18 protein-coding genes and 1 tRNA gene are annotated in these 18,923 nt (G+C 60.2%); 13 read left to right on the top strand and 6 right to left on the bottom strand.

All coding sequences use genetic code 11. The features are described 5' to 3' along the window. Positions 1-21: 21 nt before the first annotated feature. The 6 genes from speA to C8275_RS02505 all read left to right on the top strand — a co-directional run bounded on the left by speA (position 22) and on the right by C8275_RS02505 (position 5,218). A complete protein-coding gene (gene speA / locus C8275_RS02530) occupies positions 22-1,914 on the top strand; it encodes a biosynthetic arginine decarboxylase (protein WP_022383955.1) in 1,893 nt (630 codons plus the stop codon). Positions 1,915-1,962: 48 nt separating this feature from the next. Then, the gene (gene argB / locus C8275_RS02525) at positions 1,963-2,733 is read left to right on the top strand and encodes an acetylglutamate kinase (RefSeq protein ID WP_106483970.1); all 771 of its coding nucleotides are present in this window, start codon (positions 1,963-1,965) and stop codon (positions 2,731-2,733) included. Positions 2,734-2,799: 66 nt separating this feature from the next. Continuing rightward, positions 2,800-3,309 (top strand): RNA polymerase sigma factor, encoded by a 510-nt coding sequence (locus C8275_RS02520; protein ID WP_106483969.1) that lies wholly within the window; start codon positions 2,800-2,802, stop codon positions 3,307-3,309. Continuing rightward, on the top strand, positions 3,299-3,805 hold the full coding sequence (locus tag C8275_RS02515) for a hypothetical protein (RefSeq protein WP_022383958.1): 507 nt from the start codon (positions 3,299-3,301) through the stop codon (positions 3,803-3,805). The genes C8275_RS02520 and C8275_RS02515 overlap by 11 nt, the downstream gene beginning before the upstream one ends. Continuing rightward, positions 3,802-4,308 carry a DUF4252 domain-containing protein gene (locus C8275_RS02510; protein WP_106483968.1) on the top strand — a complete coding sequence of 169 codons (507 nt, stop codon included), beginning with the start codon at positions 3,802-3,804 and terminating at the stop codon, positions 4,306-4,308. The genes C8275_RS02515 and C8275_RS02510 overlap by 4 nt, the downstream gene beginning before the upstream one ends. Positions 4,309-4,504: 196 nt before the next feature. After that, positions 4,505-5,218 (top strand): M48 family metallopeptidase, encoded by a 714-nt coding sequence (locus tag C8275_RS02505; RefSeq protein WP_106483967.1) that lies wholly within the window; start codon positions 4,505-4,507, stop codon positions 5,216-5,218. Positions 5,219-5,248: 30 nt separating this feature from the next. On the opposite strand, the gene C8275_RS02500 is transcribed toward C8275_RS02505, so the two are convergent. The 3 genes from C8275_RS02500 to C8275_RS02490 are packed head-to-tail and all read right to left on the bottom strand — an operon-like array spanning position 5,249 to position 7,566. Beyond that, positions 5,249-6,025: a CPBP family intramembrane glutamic endopeptidase gene (locus C8275_RS02500; protein ID WP_157948142.1), complete on the bottom strand. Its 777-nt coding sequence runs from the start codon at positions 6,023-6,025 to the stop codon at positions 5,249-5,251. A 7-nt stretch (positions 6,026-6,032) separates the two neighbouring features. Next, a complete protein-coding gene (locus C8275_RS02495; protein WP_106483965.1) occupies positions 6,033-6,944 on the bottom strand; it encodes a bifunctional riboflavin kinase/FAD synthetase in 912 nt (303 codons plus the stop codon). A 13-nt stretch (positions 6,945-6,957) separates the two neighbouring features. Further along, positions 6,958-7,566, bottom strand: coding sequence for an HAD family phosphatase (locus tag C8275_RS02490; RefSeq protein ID WP_157948141.1), 609 nt, complete (start codon positions 7,564-7,566; stop codon positions 6,958-6,960). Between the two features lie 149 nt (positions 7,567-7,715). Here C8275_RS02490 and C8275_RS02485 point away from each other — a divergent pair. Further along, positions 7,716-7,789, top strand: a tRNA-Ile gene (locus tag C8275_RS02485). A gap of 239 nt (positions 7,790-8,028) precedes the next feature. Further along, positions 8,029-8,454, top strand: a complete 426-nt coding sequence (locus C8275_RS02480) for a hypothetical protein (protein WP_106483963.1) — start codon at positions 8,029-8,031, stop codon at positions 8,452-8,454. Here the strand turns inward: C8275_RS02480 and C8275_RS02475 are convergent. After that, a complete protein-coding gene (locus tag C8275_RS02475; RefSeq protein WP_157948140.1) occupies positions 8,445-10,469 on the bottom strand; it encodes a TlpA family protein disulfide reductase in 2,025 nt (674 codons plus the stop codon). The genes C8275_RS02480 and C8275_RS02475 overlap by 10 nt on opposite strands. A gap of 870 nt (positions 10,470-11,339) precedes the next feature. Continuing rightward, on the bottom strand, positions 11,340-11,498 hold the full coding sequence (locus C8275_RS02465) for a YqaE/Pmp3 family membrane protein (protein ID WP_106483960.1): 159 nt from the start codon (positions 11,496-11,498) through the stop codon (positions 11,340-11,342). Positions 11,499-11,628: 130 nt separating this feature from the next. Here C8275_RS02465 and C8275_RS02460 point away from each other — a divergent pair, with 130 nt between their 5' ends. From C8275_RS02460 to C8275_RS02440, 5 genes are all read left to right on the top strand, one after another. Continuing rightward, entirely contained in the window at positions 11,629-12,846 is a 1,218-nt protein-coding gene (locus C8275_RS02460; protein WP_106483959.1) for a class I SAM-dependent methyltransferase, read from the top strand. 52 nt (positions 12,847-12,898) lie between these two features. After that, positions 12,899-14,029, top strand: coding sequence for an N-acetyltransferase (locus C8275_RS02455; protein WP_106483958.1), 1,131 nt, complete (start codon positions 12,899-12,901; stop codon positions 14,027-14,029). Between the two features lie 42 nt (positions 14,030-14,071). Beyond that, the gene (locus C8275_RS02450) at positions 14,072-15,955 is read left to right on the top strand and encodes a DNA topoisomerase IV subunit B (protein WP_106483957.1); all 1,884 of its coding nucleotides are present in this window, start codon (positions 14,072-14,074) and stop codon (positions 15,953-15,955) included. A gap of 77 nt (positions 15,956-16,032) precedes the next feature. Next, on the top strand, positions 16,033-16,485 hold the full coding sequence (coaD, locus tag C8275_RS02445) for a pantetheine-phosphate adenylyltransferase (RefSeq protein ID WP_106483956.1): 453 nt from the start codon (positions 16,033-16,035) through the stop codon (positions 16,483-16,485). A gap of 155 nt (positions 16,486-16,640) precedes the next feature. After that, on the top strand, positions 16,641-18,230 hold the full coding sequence (locus C8275_RS02440) for a S41 family peptidase (protein WP_106483955.1): 1,590 nt from the start codon (positions 16,641-16,643) through the stop codon (positions 18,228-18,230). A gap of 141 nt (positions 18,231-18,371) precedes the next feature. Here C8275_RS02440 and C8275_RS02435 read toward each other — a convergent pair whose 3' ends face one another. Further along, positions 18,372-18,911, bottom strand: a complete 540-nt coding sequence (locus tag C8275_RS02435; protein ID WP_106483954.1) for a GNAT family N-acetyltransferase — start codon at positions 18,909-18,911, stop codon at positions 18,372-18,374. Between the last annotated feature and the right edge of the window lie 12 nt (positions 18,912-18,923).

The raw sequence follows: 18,923 nt of genomic DNA, 5'->3' as shown, positions 1-18,923 counted from the left end.
AAACACTTACACAGACTAGAAATGAGAAAATGGCGTATTGAGGACTCCGAAGAGCTCTACAACATCACAGGTTGGGGCACTTCCTACTTCGGTATCAACGAGAAGGGACATGTCGTAGTCACCCCCCGCAAGGACGGCGTCAGCGTCGACCTGAAGGAACTCATGAACGAGCTTCAGCTGCGTGACATGTCAGCCCCGGTACTAGTCCGCTTCCCGGACATCCTGGACAACCGCATCGAGAAGACTGCCCGCTGCTTCCAGATTGCCTCCGAGGAATACGGATACAAGGCGCAGAACTTCATCATCTACCCCATCAAGGTCAACCAGATGCGCCCCGTGGTGGAAGAAATCATCAGCCACGGCAAGAAGTTCAACCTCGGACTGGAGGCAGGCTCGAAGCCTGAGCTGCATGCGGTGATAGCCATGAACACCGACAGCGACTCGCTCATCATCTGCAACGGCTACAAGGACGAGAGCTACATCGAGCTCGCCCTGCTCGCCCAGAAGATGGGCAAGCGCATCTTCCTCGTCGTGGAGAAGATGAACGAGCTCCAGCTCATCGCCCGCCTTGCCAAGCAGCTGAACGTACGGCCGAACCTGGGCATACGCATCAAGCTCGCCTCGTCGGGCAGCGGCAAGTGGGAGGAGAGCGGCGGCGACGCCAGCAAGTTCGGACTCACGTCGAGCGAACTGCTCGAAGCGCTGCAAATCCTGGAGGAGAAGGACATGAAGGACTGCCTGCGCCTCATCCACTTCCACATCGGTAGCCAGATCACCAAGATACGCCGCATCAAGACCGCCCTGCGCGAGGCTTCGCAGTTCTATGTGCAGCTGCACGCCATGGGCTTCAACGTGGAGTTCGTCGACATCGGCGGAGGCCTGGGCGTGGACTATGACGGGACACGCTCGTCGAGCAGCGAGAGCAGCGTGAACTACTCCATCCAGGAGTACGTCAACGACTCCATATCGACCTTTGTCGACGTCGCCGACAAGAACAACATCCCCCATCCGAACATCATCACCGAGAGCGGACGCGCCCTGACCGCCCACCACTCGGTGCTCATCTTCGAGGTGCTCGAAACGGCGAGCCTGCCCGAGATGGACGAGGAGTGGGAGGTCAGCCCCGACGACCACGAGCTGGTGCAGGAGCTGTACGACATCTGGGACAACCTCAACCAGAGCCGCATGCTCGAAGCCTGGCACGACGCGCAGCAGATACGCGAGGAGGCACTCGACCTCTTCAGCCACGGCATCGTCGACCTGAAGACGCGCGCGCAAATCGAGCGTCTCTACTGGTCGGTCACCCGTGAGATACACCAGATGGCGCAACGGCTGAAGCATGCCCCCGAGGAACTTCACTCGCTGGGAAAACTGTTGGCGGACAAGTACTTCTGCAACTTCTCCCTCTTCCAGTCACTGCCCGACTCGTGGGCTATCGACCAGCTGTTCCCCATCATGCCCATCCAGCGCCTCGACGAACGCCCCGACCGCTCCGCGACGTTGCAGGACATCACGTGCGACTCGGACGGGAAGATTGCGAACTTCATCTCGACCCGCAACATCTCGAACTTCCTCCCCGTGCATTCGCTCAAGGGGAAGGACCCATATTATATAGGTGTATTCCTCGTGGGTGCCTACCAGGAGATATTGGGCGACCTCCACAACCTCTTCGGTGACACGAACGCCGTACACATCAGCGTGAACGACAAGGGCTACAGCATCGACCAGCTCATCGATGGCGAGACCGTGGCAGAGGTGCTGGACTACGTGCAGTACAGCCCCAAGAAGCTCGTCCGCACCCTGGAGACCTGGGTCACCAAGTCCGTGAAGTCAGGAAAGATTTCGTTGGAGGAGGGCAAGGAGTTCCTCTCCAACTACCGCTCCGGGCTTTACGGGTACACGTACCTGGAGTAGGCGGCAAGCATTCACTGACCCTTACACTCATTAACTAAACAGGATTCTATGCCCTCACTTACCCTCATCAAAGTAGGCGGAAAGATTGTAGAGGAGGCGTCCAGCCTCCAACGCCTGCTCACCGACTTCGCCGCCATCAGCGGGCACAAACTGCTCGTACATGGTGGCGGACGCTCGGCTACCCGGATTGCCGAACAGCTCGGCATCGAAAGCCGCATGGTCGACGGACGCCGCATCACCGACGCTGAAACCCTCCGCGTGGTCACGATGGTCTACGGCGGACTCGTCAACAAGAACATTGTCGCCGGACTCCAGGCACGCGGCGTGAACGCCCTGGGACTGACCGGAGCCGACATGGACGTCATCCGCTCGGTGAAACGCCCCGTGAAAGACATCGACTATGGCTACGTGGGCGACGTCGAGCGGGTGGACGCCCGTCTGCTGGGCGACCTCATTGCCCGCGGCGTAGTCCCCGTCATGGCACCCCTGACGCACGATGGCGCCGGGAACCTGCTCAACACCAACGCCGACACCATCGCCTCAGAGACAGCCCGGGCACTCGCTGCCCGGTTTGACGTGACGCTCGTCTACTGCTTCGAGAAGAAAGGCGTGCTGCGCGACCCCGACGACGAGGACAGCGTCATCCCCAGCCTCAACCGCCGGAGCTTCGAGGCACTCACCGCCGACGGCACCATCGCCGGCGGCATGATACCCAAGATTGAGAATGCCCTTGCCGCCATCGAAGCCGGCGTGAAGCGCGTCATCATCACACGCGCCGACGCCATCGACGGGCACTCCGGCACCCTCATCCAGGCTTAAGCAAAAAAAATTCACCCATCCCCTGTAACTTTTCAGCCAGTCGACCGTCATCTATATAGAAACACGATGCAAGCTATCAACTTCCGAAACGATATCCTGCCGCTTAAGGACAAGCTCTTCAGGCTGGCACTCCGCATCACCATGAACCGTGCGGAAGCAGAAGATGTCGTACAGGAAACGATGCTGCGGGTGTGGGGACGCCGCGATGAGTGGGAAGGCATGGAATCGGTGGAGGCTTACTGCCTCACGGTCTGCCGGAATCTCGCCATCGACCGGAGCCAGCTCAAGGAATCCCAAAACGAGGAACTGACCGAGAGCAATGCCAACACCCCCGACAGTGCCGACCCCTACTCGCTCTGCGTACGCAATGAGCAGATGGCGCTCATCCACCGCCTCATCAGCGGGCTGCCCGAGAAGCAGCGCACCATCCTCCAGCTGCGGGACGTCGAAGGGAAAAGCTACAAGGAGATAGCCGACATCGTCGGCGTGAGCGAAGAGCAAGTGAAAGTCAACCTGTTCCGCGCCCGCCAGAAGATAAAACAACAATACACCGAAATAAACGACTATGGACTATAAGTATATTGAACAGTTACTCGAACGCTATTGGGCTTGCGAAACCTCCGTGGAGGAAGAGCAAATCTTGCGTGCCTTCTTCCGGCAGAAAGAAGTACCTGCTCATTTGCTTCCCTACAAGAGTCTGTTTGCCTACGAAGATGCAGCTGCGGACCTGCACCTGGGCGAAGACTTCGACGAGCGCATCCTTGCGCAGGTCGAACGTCCGAGCGTCAAGGCACGCCGCCTCCCGATGCGCCGCCGCATGATGCCCCTCTTCAAGGCAGCCGCCGTCGTTGCCGTCATGCTGTCGCTGGGCACGGTCGCCCAGCACTCCTTTGACCGCAGCCGACAGACCGACTACAACTACGACGCTTACCAGGACACCTACACCGACCCGCAGTCGGCCTATGGGACCGTCTCGGAGGCATTGCAGATCGTGTCGGAGAGTTTCCAGAAATCGCAGGTGCATGACAGTGACAGCGTCGCCGACACCGCCCCTAAACAGGCAGTCCAATGAGACGCACATGGCTCACCGTGTGTCTGCTGGCACTCATCGCCACAGGCACGCAGGCACAGGACTTCGCCTCACGTTACATGGCGGAGCATGAGGGCGACAGCCTCCTGCACTGCATCAGCGTCAGCCCGAAAATGATGGAGGAGATTCTCGACCACGGCATCGGTGAAAACGACACGACCGGAATGGCGGACATCATCTCGCGCCTGAAGAGCATGCAGATTGTCAATGCCGGCAGGCAGGGCAAGACTTACTTCAAGCATGCCGAAGAGATGGCACGGAAGAACTCCGCCCGTTTCAAGGAACTGGCTTCGTATGACGAAGGGAAGGACCACTGCCGCATCTTCGTCCGCGAGCACAAGACCGAGATTGTCGAGCTGGTGCTGCTCCGCCAGGTAGGGAAACAGTTCACGGTCATCAACTTCACCGGCGACATGAACCACGCGTTCATCCGGCAGCTTACGCACACGATGGTGCCCGCCGCCGCCAGAAGCCGGAAGGAGTGAGAACAAGGAATTTTATTTGCTTTATTATAGAAACAATTCATTTGCTTAAGACTGTAAACAATTCATGCTTACAAGAACAAAGAATAACGAGGCTGTGAAGTTTCAATTCTCTCAACATTTGTAGAATACAATACCCTGACGGACTACCGCGTGAGCAGTGGTCCGTCAGAGTTTTTATGCGTACCTTTGCACCGCTATGGCAGAACTGTTCAAAATCACCGACTCCGAGTTCGGCACCGTCTACATCCGCATCAACCGACGGGCGCGCCGGCTCATCCTCCGTATCGAATCCAACGGACACATCATCGTCACCGTACCTCCCGGCACGCTCGAAGCACGCATCCGCCTGTTCCTCGACTCCTGTCGCACGGAAGTCAGGCAGCGGCTGCAACAGCTGCGCCCCTCCACCTTCGTCGACCCGGACTTCCGCATCGACGCCCCGCTCTTCCGCTTCCACGTGGAGTATGGCGGAAGCAAGGGGTTCCAGATGCGCAGCCGCGAGGGCGACTTCACCCTGCTCTGTCCGCCCGGCACCGACTTCCATGACGAAGGCATGCAGCCGTGGCTGCGCGGCATCATCCAGGAGACATTGCGCCGACGTGCCAAAGAGGTGCTTCCGCCACGCATCCGCCGCCTGTCGGAGCAGGCGGGACTGCCCTTCCAAAGCGTGAAAATCAATACGAGCAAAGGCCGTTGGGGCAGCTGTTCCGCACGTCGGGACATCAACCTGTCCTGCTCGCTCGTGCTCCTGCCCGAGCACCTGGTCGACTATGTCATCCTCCACGAGCTGTGCCACACCGTGGAGATGAACCACAGCCCCCGCTTCTGGGCACTGCTCGACAAGCTGGTCCATGGCAAGTCCGACGCCCTGCGCACTGAACTGAAGGGATATACCACGTTTAATCCGTGAAAGGGAAAGGAAAGGGGGGAAGGACGGCACTCAGTCAAACGTTCCATTCACCACCTTCAGCCAACGACGGGCGTAGAAGAGGGAGACGGCAAACACCACCGCTGCCACGGCGACACCTGCGAGGAGCGGACCCGTGCCGCCCATCAGGTCGACAAGGCGGGCGTCGGCATGCTCCGAACGGAGCACAAGTGCACCCAGCGCGTTGTTGATGAAGTGGCACAGGATGCCCGGCAACAGGCTGCCCGTCCGCCAGTAAAGCCAACCCAGCAGCAGGCCCAGCAGGAAGGCAAACGGAATCTGCGCCGGATTGATGTGGAACAGACCGAACAGCAACGCCGACCACACGACCATCGCCTTCGGACCGTAGCCTGAACGATGGAGCAGGTTCATCACACCGCCGCGGAACAACATCTCCTCCACCAGCGGAGCACCCGCCACTATCGCCAGCAGTCCCCACACCGTGCGGCTCATCCCCTCAAAGGATGCCTCGCCCCAGTTGGGCAGATCCAGCCACTCGTTGAACGCATTGAGCACGAACATCGCCGACAGCACCAGCGGAACGCACACCAGCAGCATCCGCGGAGGGACTTCCGTCAGCGAACGCACGCCCAGGCGCACGTACTTCCAATAGAGCAGATGGGCTATCATCAGCACGTTCGACAGCAGGACCGACAGCCCCAGCTCAGCCGGGTCCGTCAGCGACAACGGTTCGGGCACATCCCGGAGCAAATGCAGGAACACGAAGGGCAACGTCGCCGCAAACTGGCAGACGAAGTAAAGAAGAACAAGGAATACGGCTTTTTTCATACGGCTATCAGGATTGAGAAGGATTACTGAAGATGCGCTCGACCTCCTCGGCATCGCGACGGAGCTGCGCCATGAGTCCGTCCAGCCCGGCGAACTTCTGTTCGTTGCGGATACGCTGCACGAAGGTGACACGCATGCGGTGACCGTACAGGTCGCCCGAGAAATGCAGGATGTGTACCTCCACCGAACGTTCGCGTCCGTTGTCCACCGTGGGACGCACCCCGATGTTGAGCATCCCGGCATGCTCCGCCCCGTCCACCCGGACACGGACGGCATAGACCCCGTCGGCAGGCACCAGCTTGTCAGGACAGTCCACACGCAGGTTCGCCGTGGGGAAGCCCAGGGTCCGTCCGACCTTGAAACCGTCGACCACCGTCCCCTCCAGGTAATACTCGTAGCCCAGACAATGGGCGGCAATCGTCACCTCGCCTCCTCCCAGGAAGCGGCGGACAGCCGACGAGCTCACTGTCACCCCGTCGACCACACAGACCTCGGCATGCACCACCTTCATGCCCATCTCCTCACCATAACGCCGGTAGTCCTCGAAGCCCTCGCTGCGGTTGTGCCCGAAGCGGTGGTCGTAGCCGATGACCAGCGTGTCGACCTTCAACCGGCGCTGCAGTACCTCCAGCATGAACTCGCGTGCCGTGTAGCACGACAGCTCGCGTGTGAAAGGCAGCTCGACGATGCGGTCCACACCCTGCTCCCTCAGCAGACGGTACTTGTCCTCCGGGGTCGAGAGGAGCTGCATGCGGAAGCCCGGCTGTATCACCGTCCGCGGATGCTCCGGGAAGGTGATGATGACCGACTCCAGCCCCAGCTCCTGCGCCAAGTGTTTCACACGGCTGATGAGGAACTGGTGTCCTCGGTGCACGCCGTCAAAGAATCCGATTGTAGCGACACAGGGTTTGGTGTTCATAGCGGTAGTGGTTTTAAATCGTGGAAGTCCAGTCTTCCCCGGGGTTCACACAGTGCGTGTGCCACCCCAGCGAGCGTGCCACGTCGCAGTTGGCGGACGCGTCGTCGATGAGCAGCGTCTCGTGGGGGAAAAGCCCCGTCCGCATGGCAAGCGACTGGAAGATACCGGCATCGGGTTTCGCCTGGTGCATCTCGAAGGAGAGGAAGACGTCGTCGAAATAGTCCTGCAGGGAGTGTCCTCCTCGGGCGAAGAGGCGGCGTGCCGCCTCCCAGTGGAGTACGTTCGTGTTGCTAAGCAGGTAAACCTTATAGTCCGTTCTCAGTTCGAGGAGCCGTTCGAGTTTCGCGGGTGCGATGTCGCACAGCATGGCGTTCCACGCCGCGATGATTTCCTCGTCCGTCACCCGCCGTCCTGCCTCGTTGCGGACCGACTGGCAGAAGACCTCGGAGGAGACGTTCCCCAGTTCGAAGTCGCGGAAGACCCCTCGCTGCCAATACTTTCCTATCAACTCTTCCGCCGGACCGAAGCCCAGCTTCTCAAATTCCTCCACGCAGCGGCGGGGGTCGATGTCAATGAGCACTCCGCCGAAATCGAACACAAGGTTCCGTATACCGTTATCCATGAAATCTGTTGTAGTTCTTGTCATAATCGGGCGCAAAGGTATGGAAAAAAAGCCGTGCCTCCTCGCTGTCTTCCACTTTTTTAAAGCCCGCTCTTGCATAATTCGTCGCAAATATCTACTTTTGCAGCGAAAACAATGCGTGTTTTCCTGGACTTGTAGCTCAGTTGGTTAGAGCAACAGACTCATAATCTGGAGGTCCCTGGTTCAAGCCCAGGCTGGTCCACTGCTAATCCCCTGTAAGCCAAACGTTTGCAGGGGATTTTTACGTTACTTGTCACCGATTCGGGCACCGCGGCGGCTCCTTCCGTCCGCAGACAGGGGCAGCCGGGGACCACGGTTCCGGCACGGGGATACCACAGCAGAAAAGCCGTCGTCCCCTCCCCGCAGGCCGTCACCAGTTCGTCCGACGCGGACTCTGACAACAACCATCTTTTGTTTCACCCTTCCTAATTCTTCATCATCATGAACACCGGCAACCACGCATGCGGGATTACTCCCAAACTCATCACCCGACTGAAGGAAAATGAAATCTTCGTCTTCGGCAGCAACCTCGAAGGCATGCACGGGGGAGGAGCCGCACTCCTCGCCTGGCGACGCTTCGGAGCCGTCCTCGGACAGGGGAACGGACTGCAGGGACAGTCCTACGGCATACCGACCATGCACGGAGGTATCGACGCCATACGACCTTACACCGACGAGTTCATCGCCTTCGCACGGACACACCCCGGGCTGCACTTCCTCGTGACACGCATCGGCTGCGGCATCGCCGGGTTCCGCGCACGGGACATTGCCCCACTCTTTGCCGACGCCGTCGACCTGCCCAACGTCAGCCTGCCGCAGGAGTTCATCGACCTCATCCTGGACATGCGACGTCCGACTCACTCCTGACCGGCAACCCCCTTCACCGACTCCAGCAACGCTGCCAGACGGCGCGGGTCAGCCGGCACATCGAGCACACGGCCCGTCCGGTCGGCAAGTCTGTATGTGGGGTAAGACCGCACTCCCAGTACCGACTCGACGGCTGCCTGCTGCTCCGGCGGGAGGTTGTAGTGGGCACAGTGACTGCCCGTCAGCCGGTATTCACGGATGACGTTCCTCCATGACTCCATCGGACTGTTGTTCGCCAGGTAGAGACAGACCACCCCGTAGGGTGCCAACGCCTCATACAGCTCCTGCGAGTGGGACAGGGCCTCCTTGCACGGACCGCACCACGTCCCCCATACGTCTATGAGCACCGGCCTGCCCCGGTACGGCGCCAGCAACCGGTCCAATATCTCCCCGCCGTCCGTCAGTCCCGCCACCACGTCAGCCGACTTCAGGCTCTCCGCATCGGGGACGGGCGACTCCTCCAGTGCCACATAGTGCGCCTGCTCGGCGAGCAGCAGGTCCCTCGCGCTTTCCATTCCGATGAGCTCCTCTACCGACGTGAGCAGCTCCTGCGGAAGCGAATGCCGGTTGTTGTCCAGGTACGCATGGAAGAAGTTCGTCAGGCAGATGTCCCGCAACGCCCCGGTGCAGCCCAGCGTGTCGAGCAACGTACACTGGCTGGCGAGCGCACTCCTCATCAGCTCCCGGCGAATAACCGCCCCCGTCTCCTCGTCGTCCATCAGCACGTCCAGATAGGCCAGCGCCTCCGCCTGTTCCCGCCGGAACCGGTGCACCAGCGAATCGCGCAACGCCTCGTCCGCCTCCTTCGCCAACGCTGCCTCCAGCCCCCGGAACGCCACGCTGTACGCCTCCATCAGCTGACGCTCCTCCTCCGACGCACGGATGAAGCCCTCACACACCAGCTCGTCCGGACGGACCGAGGCGCGCAGCCCGCAGTACTCCATCCGGTCGTCCAGAAAATCACGGACGAAAGAGGCAAACGCCTGTGCGTGGACCGTGTAAGGCTGTGGCATCCGTGACCAGTAACGCTCCGCCAAGTGGTCCGAGACCGTCCGCGGCAGACGGAAGTCCGGCGAGAAGAACCGTGCCTGGCCGATGTTGCGCGCATTGTCCATCAGCACATTCCCCCGGAAGTACGCCCGGTAACGCTCCGACAGCGTCGGGTGGCACCCCGTCAGGCTGTCGAGCAGCGCCTCCCTCTGCTCCAGGACCTTGTCGCCCAGCGCCGTCTGCTCCTCCAGCCCCATCTTCTGCTTCCGGGGGTCCTGATACAGCGGACTCCGGAACGATGTCTCATGCGCCAGCAGCTCGTTCGGCAGGCGGCTGTCCCTGCCCATGAACAGGCGTCGCCCACTGCCGAAGTCACAGAGCAGGAAGTAGGTCTCTCCCGGCTCCACGACCGTGTGCACCGCGATGCGCCGCCAGTCGAGGAACACCTCCTGCGTGTTCAGCACCGGGAACGTCACACGGAACCTCCCCAGCGAGTCCAGCGGTGCCGTCACCCGCCTCTCCTTTGCCGTCAGCACGTCCGTGTATGTCACCTCGAACGTCTGCCCTTTCCCCTGCAGCTTCGCGGGGCGGTTCACATACCATCCGCAGACCGTCACCGAGTCCACACGGTAACCGTTGTCCGTAAATCCCCGTCCGTCCGCCGTCGGATAATCAGGCATCACTCTCCCCGGCAGCTTCTCGCAGACCGTGGCAGGACGTCCGTCCACGGCGATGCTCCGCCGTCCGTCTTCCTCCCTGCCCACCTTCACCTGCAACGTCTCGCCGCCGCTCTCCAGCAGCAGCGCCCATCCGTCGCCCTCCGGCACCTTCGTCCGGTAGTTCCACACGCGGCAATCGTACACCACGGCCTCGGGGCGGAAGCCCATCAGCCAGTCCCCCGTCGCCGGGTCCCGCCAGTCGGAAGTAAATAAAGATTCATCCTGGGAAAACGCCTTCTGCGTCAGGAGAAGCATGCCCAGAAACATCATCATCCGGGCAGCCGCACGTCTCAAATTATATTCCATAGTCAATAGTCTGTTACTGTTAGCGTCCGTAAATTTAACTGTTTTGTCCCCACCGTTCAAAGCCTGCTCTCCTTTTTTTCTCTTGCTGGAATATCGCCAGCCAATGGACGCTGAACGCCGCCTCCCCTCCTCCTTCCGGGACAGGCTGTGGATGCATTCCAACGAAGGTATCAATTTGTCAAATTGTCAAACGAATCGCCCGAGAGGGGCCTTCCTTGCGCCAAAATACGGATTGGTGACCGGGAAGGGCCTTCTCGGGCGATTCGCGAAATACACCTTGTCGTACTTTTCGCCTTTTGCCTTTCTTTTTACAGCATCCTCCGCCTCATCCGTTCCCTTCCGCCGGTCTTTTTCTTCAGACAGACGCAATTTCACACCTTCGGAATCGTGCCCCCTGGGTCGCTGAAAAATGAAAACAGGTCCCTGTTTTCGTACGGACGAACGACTACGACGGTGCGGACACGTCGGTACGGTGGTGCGGACGCGTCCGTACGAAAGCAGTCACAGGTGCTTTTGAGCGTAAAAATGGGTGCGACGGATGGTTTTTCCGCGTTAGAAAGAGTATAATTGTGTGAATAACCGTTTATTCTGATGTGTTCTGACGGACGTATCTTAAAATATTTAACGCGTGATTTCCTAATTGGGACGATTTTGCAAAAATGTGCGTTAGCAGAAAACGGTAAATCGGGAAAATAGGACGGCAAAACCAGGAAAATTGTGTCGTTTTGACAAAACAATCATGGGGAAAATGTAGGGGCGACCTTTATCAATTGACAATTGATAATTGACAATGGACAATTATCGCCTGGTGGAATCGTTTCCACGCCACAGGGCAATTGTCAATTGTCAATTGTCCATTGTCAATTAAAATCATCCTTCCTGTTTGTTCAGGATGACCAACGCGGCAATCACGCCGGGAATCCATCCGCAGAGCGTCAGGAGGAAAACGATGAGCACGGAGCCGCAGCCCTTGTCGAGCACCGCAAGGGGCGGGAAAATGATGGAGAGAAGCACTCGGAATAAAGACATAGCTATCTGTTGTTACTGGTTTTGGTACGGGCAAAGATACACATTCGCCCCTATCCGCCAAAGCGAAAGCGTGAGAACGGGACTTTTTCGTACCTTTGCCTCCCGACAGAACCATCCGACGACACACATCATGGAACTTCCTCTTTCCCCACAGACACTCGCGTTCATCCGCCTGCACCGCACGGACGATGTGCGCACACTCGCCCTGCAGGCACGGCCCTCGGAGGGCGTGGACCTGACGGCAGCCTTGCAGCAGATAGCCGGCTGGCAGGTGGCACGGCGCAAGCTGCCCCGCTGGAGCACGACCGAAGGGGTGCTCTACCCGCCTCATCTTCCGCTGGAACAATGCTCCTCGGAGCTGACTGCCGCCTACAAGGCGGAGGTGCTGGGCGGGGGCGAGAGCCTGACGGACCTGACGGGCGGCTTCGGCGTCGACTGCTCCTACCTGGCACAGGGCTTCACCCACGCCACGTACGTGGAACGGCAACCGGAGCTGTGCGCGCTGGCACGGCACAACCTGCCCCTGCTGGGCTGCCCGCACGTGAGGGTGCACGAGGGGGAGGCGGAAGCGTTCCTCGACGCGATGGAGCCTGTCGACGCCCTCTTCCTCGACCCGGCACGGCGCGATGCCCACGGGGGCCGCACGGTGGACATCACCGACTGCACGCCCGACGTCGCCGCCCTGCACGACCGCCTGCTGCGCAAGGGGCGACGGGTGCTGGTGAAGCTCTCGCCCATGCTCGACATCGCACGGGCTGTACAGCTCCTGCCGGGCGTAAGGCAGGTGCACGTGGTGTCGGTGCACAACGAGTGCCGGGAGCTGCTGTTCCTGCTGACGGACGGACCGGCGGACGGGGGTCCGGTGTTCCACTGCGTGAACTTCGCCGCCGGGGTGCAACGCTACGTCTTCACCTCCGCCGAGGAGCAGGCCGCCGCCTGTCCGCTCGCCCCGGCAGTGGGCAGCTACCTCTACGAACCGAACGCCTCGCTCCTCAAGGCAGGGGCTTTCCGCTCGCCCGCCGTCCGCTTCCGCCTCTCGAAGCTGCACCCCAACAGCCATCTCTACACGTCGGACCGCCCTGCCGAGGGGTTCCCGGGACGCGCCTTCACCGTCGAGGCAGTCTCCGGCTTCGGCAAACGGGAGCTGAAGGCCCTCACCGACGGCATCGGGCAGGCGAACCTGACGGTGCGCAACTTCCCGTCGACGGTGGCGGAGCTGCGCCGCCGGCTCAAGCTGCGCGAGGGCGGAGACATCTATCTCTTCGCCACGACCCTTGCCGACGGACGGAAAGTCATCGTCAAATGCAAAAAAGCTCCTAATTCTTCGGACGAAACAGACAGACAATAAGTCCGATTCACTATCTTTGCACGTTCAAACGCTTGTGAAAGACTAAATAAGAATGGCTATAACAATCAAGAAAGTGACGACGCCGAAGGAACTCAAGACGTTCATCCGGTTCAACTACGAGCTGTACAAACACAACCCATACTCCGTGCCCGACCTGCTGGACGACATGCTCCACACGTTCAATCCGCAGAAGAATGCCGCCTTTGAGTTCTGCGAGGCAGACTACTTCCTCGCCTACAAGGACGGGCGTCTGGTGGGACGCGTGGCAGCCATCATCAACCGACGCGCCAACGAGAAGTGGGGCGTGAAGAACGTGCGCTTCGGCTGGATAGACTTCATCGACGACCGGGAAGTGTCGGAGGCCCTGCTCCGCACGGTCGAGGAGTGGGGACGCCAACGGGGCATGGACACCATGCACGGTCCCCTGGGATTCACCGATATGGACGCCGAGGGCATGCTCATCGAGGGCTTTGACCAGCTGAGTACGATGGCGGCCATCTACAACTACCCCTACTACCCCGCGCACATGGAGGCATACGGACTGGAGAAGGACGCCGACTGGGTGGAATACCGCATCCGCGTGCCCGAGGAGGAACCGGAGAAGCACCGCCGCATCGCCGCCCTGGTGCAGCAGAAGTACGGACTGGAAATCAAGAAGTACCGGTCAGCCAAGAAAATCGCCCGGGAATATGGACAAAAGATATTCGAGCTGGTGAACGAGGCGTATGCCCCGCTCTACGGCTACTCCCCCCTCAGCCAGGGACAGATTGACCAGTACGTGAAGATGTACCTGCCCATCCTCGACCTCGACCTGGTGACCCTGGTCACCGACAAGGCGGGGGAACTGATTGCGGTGGGCGTGACGATGCCCTCGCTCTCGCGTGCCCTGCAGAAAGCGAAGGGCAAGATGTTCCCCTTCGGCTGGGTCCACCTGCTGAAGACGCTGTTCCTCAAACACCCCGACACGCTCGACCTGCTGCTCATCGCCGTGAAGCCCGAGTACCAGAACAAGGGCGTCAACGGACTGCTCTTCTCCGACCTCATCAAGGTCTACAACCGGAAGGGCTACAAGTGGGCGGAGAGCAACCCCGAGCTGGAGCTCAACGAGGCGGTCCAGCGGCAGTGGGACTACTTCGAGAACCGGCAGCACAAGCGCCGGCGCGCATACAAAAAGAAAATCTGAATCCGGGGAACGGACTCCCGTTCCTCCCAACATACAGTGCTTATGGAAGAAACACCAACGGTTGAATACACCGACGACAACATCCGGCACCTGAGCGACATGGAGCATGTGCGGACCCGACCCGGCATGTACATCGGCAAGCTGGGCGACGGCAGTTATCCGGAGGACGGCATCTACGTGCTGCTGAAGGAGGTCATCGACAACAGCATCGACGAGTTCAAGATGCACGCGGGGAAGAAAATCGAAGTCCGCGTGAAGGACAACCTGCGGGTCAGCGTGCGCGACTACGGGCGCGGCATCCCCCAAGGCAAGCTCATCGAGGCTGTGAGCGTGCTCAACACCGGAGGCAAGTATGACAGCAAGGCGTTCAAGAAGAGCGTCGGCCTCAACGGCGTGGGCGTGAAGGCGGTCAACGCACTGAGCAGCCGCTTCGTGGTGCGCAGTTTCCGCGACGGCAAGGTGCGCGAGGCGGTCTTTGCCAAGGGTGTCCTGCAGAGCGACACGACCACCGACACCGAGGAGGCTACGGGCACCTACATCTTTTTCGAACCGGACGACACGCTCTTCGAGCACTACAGCTTCCGCCCCGAGTTCATCGAGACGATGCTGCGCAACTACACGTACCTCAACACGGGACTCGCCATCATCTACAACAGCCGGCGCATCGTCTCCCGCAACGGACTGGTGGACCTGCTCAACGACACCATGACCGCCACCCCGCTCTACCCCATCGTACACCTGAAGGGGGAGGACATCGAGATTGCCTTCACCCACACGAACCAGTATGGCGAGGAGTACCACTCCTTCGTCAACGGACAGCATACGACCCAGGGCGGCACGCACCAGAGCGCGTTCAAGGAACACCTGGCACGCACCATCAAGGAGTTCTTCAACAAGAACATGGACTTTGCCGACATCCGCAACGGACTGGTGGGCGCCATCGCCATCAACGTGCAGGAGCCCGTGTTCGAGAGTCAGACGAAGGTGAAGCTCGGCTCACTGAAGATGGCGCCCGACGGACCGAACCTCAACAAGTTCGTGGGCGACTTCATCAAGACGGAGGTGGACAACTACCTGCACATCAACTCGGACGTGGCGGAAGTGATGCTCCAGAAAATCCAGGAGTCGGAGAAGGAACGCAAGGCGATTGCCGGCGTCACCAAGCTGGCACGCGAGCGCGCCAAGAAGGCGAACCTGCACAACCGCAAGCTGCGCGACTGCCGCATACACTTCAACGACACCAAGGGCGACAAGACGGAGGAGAGCTGCATCTTCATCACCGAGGGCGACTCGGCGAGCGGCTCCATCACCAAGAGCCGCGACGTGAACACCCAGGCGGTGTTCAGCCTGCGGGGCAAGCCGCTCAACTCCTACGGACTGACGAAGAAGGTGGTCTATGAGAACGAGGAGTTCAACCTCCTCCAGGCAGCCCTCAACATCGAGGACGGCATCGACGGACTGCGCTACAACAAGGTCATCGTGGCGACGGATGCCGATGTGGACGGGATGCACATCCGCCTGCTGATGATTACGTTCTTCCTCCAGTTCTTCCCCGACCTCATCAAGAAGGGACACGTCTACATCCTGCAGACTCCCCTCTTCCGCGTACGCAACAAGGTCAAGCGCCCGGGGAAGGGAAAGCCGGAGTTCGAGACCATCTACTGCTACTCGGAAGAGGAGCGCGTGGCTGCCATCCGCAAGCTCAGCCCGAACCCGGAGATTACGCGATTCAAGGGTCTCGGCGAGATTTCGCCCGACGAGTTCAAGCACTTCATCGGCAAGGACATGCGTCTGGAACAAGTCACCCTGCGCAAGACCGACACCGTGAAGGAACTGCTGGAGTTCTACATGGGCAAGAACACCATGGAACGACAGAACTTCATCATCAACAACCTCGTGGTGGAGGAAGACGTCGCGAATGATTGAACCGGAAACAACGAACCGTGCAGGGGCGGACCACCGGTCCGCATCCCGCATCCCCATCAGCTAACAGACCCAACCGTATGAAAAGAGCCATCTTCCCGGGCACGTTCGACCCGTTTACCATCGGACACTACTCCGTCGTACGCCGTGCACTCACCTTCATGGACGAGGTGGTCATCGGCATCGGCATCAACGAGAACAAACGCACGTGGTTCACCATGGAGAAGCGCATCGACATGATACGCGACCTTTACCGCGACGAGCCGCGCGTGCAGGTGGAGGCCTACAGCGACCTGACCATCGACTTCGCCCGCCGAATGGGGGCATGCTTCATCGTCCGCGGCATCCGCACGGTGAAGGATTTCGAATACGAGGAGACCATCGCCGACATCAACCGGCAGCTCTCCGGCATCGAGACCATCCTGCTGTTCACCGAGCCCGAGCTGACCAGCATCAGCTCCAGCGTCGTGCGCGAACTGCTCAGCTTCGGCAAGGACGTCAGCCGCTTCCTCCCCGAAGGCATGAAACTATGACCGAAGGCGGTACGGTCGGTTGCCTGCCCTGCCGGTAACCCGACGACCCGTCCGCCGGACCCTATGATAAAGAAAGAAACAGACAAGAAGATTACCATGAACAGAGCGCAAGCTCGCCAACTGCCTCCGGGCGGTTGTTAAAAACCAAACAAACTATGAGAAAGCTTTTATCACTCTGCCTGCTGTGGCTCGCCATCGGCGCACAGGCCCAGCAGCAACAACCGGAAGACTTTTCAGCAGCCCGCAAGCTGCAGATAGCCGAGTTCGCCATCCAGCAGCTCTATGTCGACCCGGTGAACGAAGACAAGCTCGTGGAGAGCGCCATCATCGAGATGCTCCGTCAGCTCGACCCGCACTCCACCTACGCCAACGCGGAAGAGGTGAAACGCCTCAACGAACCCTTGGAGGGCAACTTCGAGGGCATAGGCATCCAGTTCAACATGAACGAGGACACGCTGATGGTCATCCAGGTCATCCCTGACGGACCTTCGGAGAAGGCAGGCCTGCTGCCGGGCGACCGCATCATCTCCGTCAACGACACCGCCATCGCCGGCGTGAAGATGAAGAACGAGGCCATCGTACGCCGCCTCCGCGGACCGAAGGGCAGCCAGGTCAACCTCGGTGTGGTACGCCGCGGCATCGCCGAGACGCTGCACTTCACCGTGACACGCGACAAGATTCCCGTCCATAGCATCGACGCCGTATACATGTACCCCAACCACGTCGGCTACGTGCGCATCAACAACTTCGGCGCAACGACCGTCGACGAGTTCATGGACGCCCTCAAGCGTCTGAAGAAGCAGGGCATGCGCGACCTCGTGCTCGACCTGCAAGGCAACGGAGGCGGCTACCTGAATGCTGCCGTAGGCCTCGCCAACCAGTTCCTGGAGCGCGACGAGATGATCGTCTACACCGAGGGACGCCGCTCCCCGCGCAACGAGTTCCGCGCCCTGGGCAACGGACAGATGCGCACGGGCAAGCTGATTGTCCTCGTCGATGAGTTCACGGCTTCGGCTGCCGAGATTGTCACGGGTTCCGTGCAGGACTGGGACCGTGCCCTCGTGGTCGGCAGACGCTCCTTCGGCAAGGGACTCGTGCAACGCCCCGTCGACCTGCCTGACGGCTCCATGATACGGCTCACCATCGCACGCTACTACACGCCCTCGGGACGCTGCATCCAGAAGCCGTACGACAATCCGGAAAACTACAACGCAGACCTCATCAACCGCTACAACCGCGGCGAGATGACCAATGCCGACAGCATCCACTTCCCCGACTCGCTGAAGTGCACCACGCTGAAGCTCGGCCGCACCGTCTATGGTGGCGGAGGCATCATGCCGGACTACTTCGTCCCCATCGACACGACCCGCTCGTCGGACTACCACCGTCAGCTGCTGGCAAAGGGCGCCATCATCAAGGCTACGCTCCAGTATGTCGACGGACACCGCAATGAGCTACAGAAGACCTACAAGAAGTTCGCTGACTTCGACCGCTCGTTCACCGTTCCCGAGTCGCTGCGCCAGGCGCTCATAGCCGACGGCAACGAGGTGGGCGCCAAGTATGACGAGGCTGGCTACCAGAAGGCGAAAGCACTCATCGACCTCCAGCTCAAGGCACTCATCGCCCGCGACATCTGGGGCATGAGCGAGTACTACCAGGTCGTCAACCACTCCGAACCCACCGTGCAGAAGGCACTGGAACTGATGGCAGCACCTGACTTCAACGCCCTGCTGCGCAAGAAGTAGGCAGCCTGACAGACAGATACGGGACAGCCCGCGCCTTCTCCCTCCGCCCCGACAGCCTGATGCTGCCGGCAGCTCGGGGGAGAAGACGCGGGCTGTCTCTTTTCAAGTACCGACGTCCGGGGAGTCATCCTCCGCAGGCGCTCAGCAGTCCACGCGGTAGACCTCCCGGTAGATGCCCTTCCGTACGTCCTCCAGGGCAGGCAGTTCTGCCGACGCATCGCCTGCCACCATGAGATAGAGCGGCAGTGATGCGCCACCGGTGCGGTAGGGGGGCTGCACGTAGTCCTTGTCGCAGATGCGGAAGCCCTGCCGTTCGTAGAACGCCACGCGCCGACGCGTCAGTTCGTCCTCCGGCACCTCGACTTCCAGCACCAGCGGACGGTCGAGCTCTGCCAGCAGGTGCTGCATCACCCGCGAACCATAGCCTCCGTTGCGCAACGTGGGGTCGATGGCAAAGTGCTCCGCGTAGTAGAAGCCGTCCAGCTCCCACACGGTGATGAAGCCCAAGGGACGCTCGTCGTCGTCCTCCGTGAGCAGGTAACAACGGAAACGGGCGTTCCCGTCCACATTGAGGCGTTGCGCCTCCACCGGGCGACGTTCGCTCTCGGGGAACGCCGCCAGAAACAGCTCCTCCACAAAGGGATAGTGGGGATGTGTCGTCTTGATAGCAGTCAGTCTCATGTCTGTATGTTG

It is taken from the genome of Bacteroides sp. Marseille-P3684 (assembly GCF_900291465.1).
Taxonomy (GTDB): Bacteria; Bacteroidota; Bacteroidia; order Bacteroidales; family Bacteroidaceae; genus Phocaeicola_A.
Note: the sequence above shows the minus strand (reverse complement) of the source record. Positions and strands in the feature narration are given on the sequence as shown.

Coding starts and splice junctions, on each gene's coding strand:
- speA (WP_022383955.1), top strand. CDS start 22: ATGAGAAAATGGCGTATTGAGGACTCCGAAGAGCTCTACAACATCACA.
- argB (WP_106483970.1), top strand. CDS start 1,963: ATGCCCTCACTTACCCTCATCAAAGTAGGCGGAAAGATTGTAGAGGAG.
- C8275_RS02520 (WP_106483969.1), top strand. CDS start 2,800: ATGCAAGCTATCAACTTCCGAAACGATATCCTGCCGCTTAAGGACAAG.
- C8275_RS02515 (WP_022383958.1), top strand. CDS start 3,299: ATGGACTATAAGTATATTGAACAGTTACTCGAACGCTATTGGGCTTGC.
- C8275_RS02510 (WP_106483968.1), top strand. CDS start 3,802: ATGAGACGCACATGGCTCACCGTGTGTCTGCTGGCACTCATCGCCACA.
- C8275_RS02505 (WP_106483967.1), top strand. CDS start 4,505: ATGGCAGAACTGTTCAAAATCACCGACTCCGAGTTCGGCACCGTCTAC.
- C8275_RS02500 (WP_157948142.1), bottom strand. CDS start 6,025: ATGAAAAAAGCCGTATTCCTTGTTCTTCTTTACTTCGTCTGCCAGTTT.
- C8275_RS02495 (WP_106483965.1), bottom strand. CDS start 6,944: ATGAACACCAAACCCTGTGTCGCTACAATCGGATTCTTTGACGGCGTG.
- C8275_RS02490 (WP_157948141.1), bottom strand. CDS start 7,566: ATGGATAACGGTATACGGAACCTTGTGTTCGATTTCGGCGGAGTGCTC.
- C8275_RS02480 (WP_106483963.1), top strand. CDS start 8,029: ATGAACACCGGCAACCACGCATGCGGGATTACTCCCAAACTCATCACC.
- C8275_RS02475 (WP_157948140.1), bottom strand. CDS start 10,469: ATGGAATATAATTTGAGACGTGCGGCTGCCCGGATGATGATGTTTCTG.
- C8275_RS02465 (WP_106483960.1), bottom strand. CDS start 11,498: ATGTCTTTATTCCGAGTGCTTCTCTCCATCATTTTCCCGCCCCTTGCG.
- C8275_RS02460 (WP_106483959.1), top strand. CDS start 11,629: ATGGAACTTCCTCTTTCCCCACAGACACTCGCGTTCATCCGCCTGCAC.
- C8275_RS02455 (WP_106483958.1), top strand. CDS start 12,899: ATGGCTATAACAATCAAGAAAGTGACGACGCCGAAGGAACTCAAGACG.
- C8275_RS02450 (WP_106483957.1), top strand. CDS start 14,072: ATGGAAGAAACACCAACGGTTGAATACACCGACGACAACATCCGGCAC.
- coaD (WP_106483956.1), top strand. CDS start 16,033: ATGAAAAGAGCCATCTTCCCGGGCACGTTCGACCCGTTTACCATCGGA.
- C8275_RS02440 (WP_106483955.1), top strand. CDS start 16,641: ATGAGAAAGCTTTTATCACTCTGCCTGCTGTGGCTCGCCATCGGCGCA.
- C8275_RS02435 (WP_106483954.1), bottom strand. CDS start 18,911: ATGAGACTGACTGCTATCAAGACGACACATCCCCACTATCCCTTTGTG.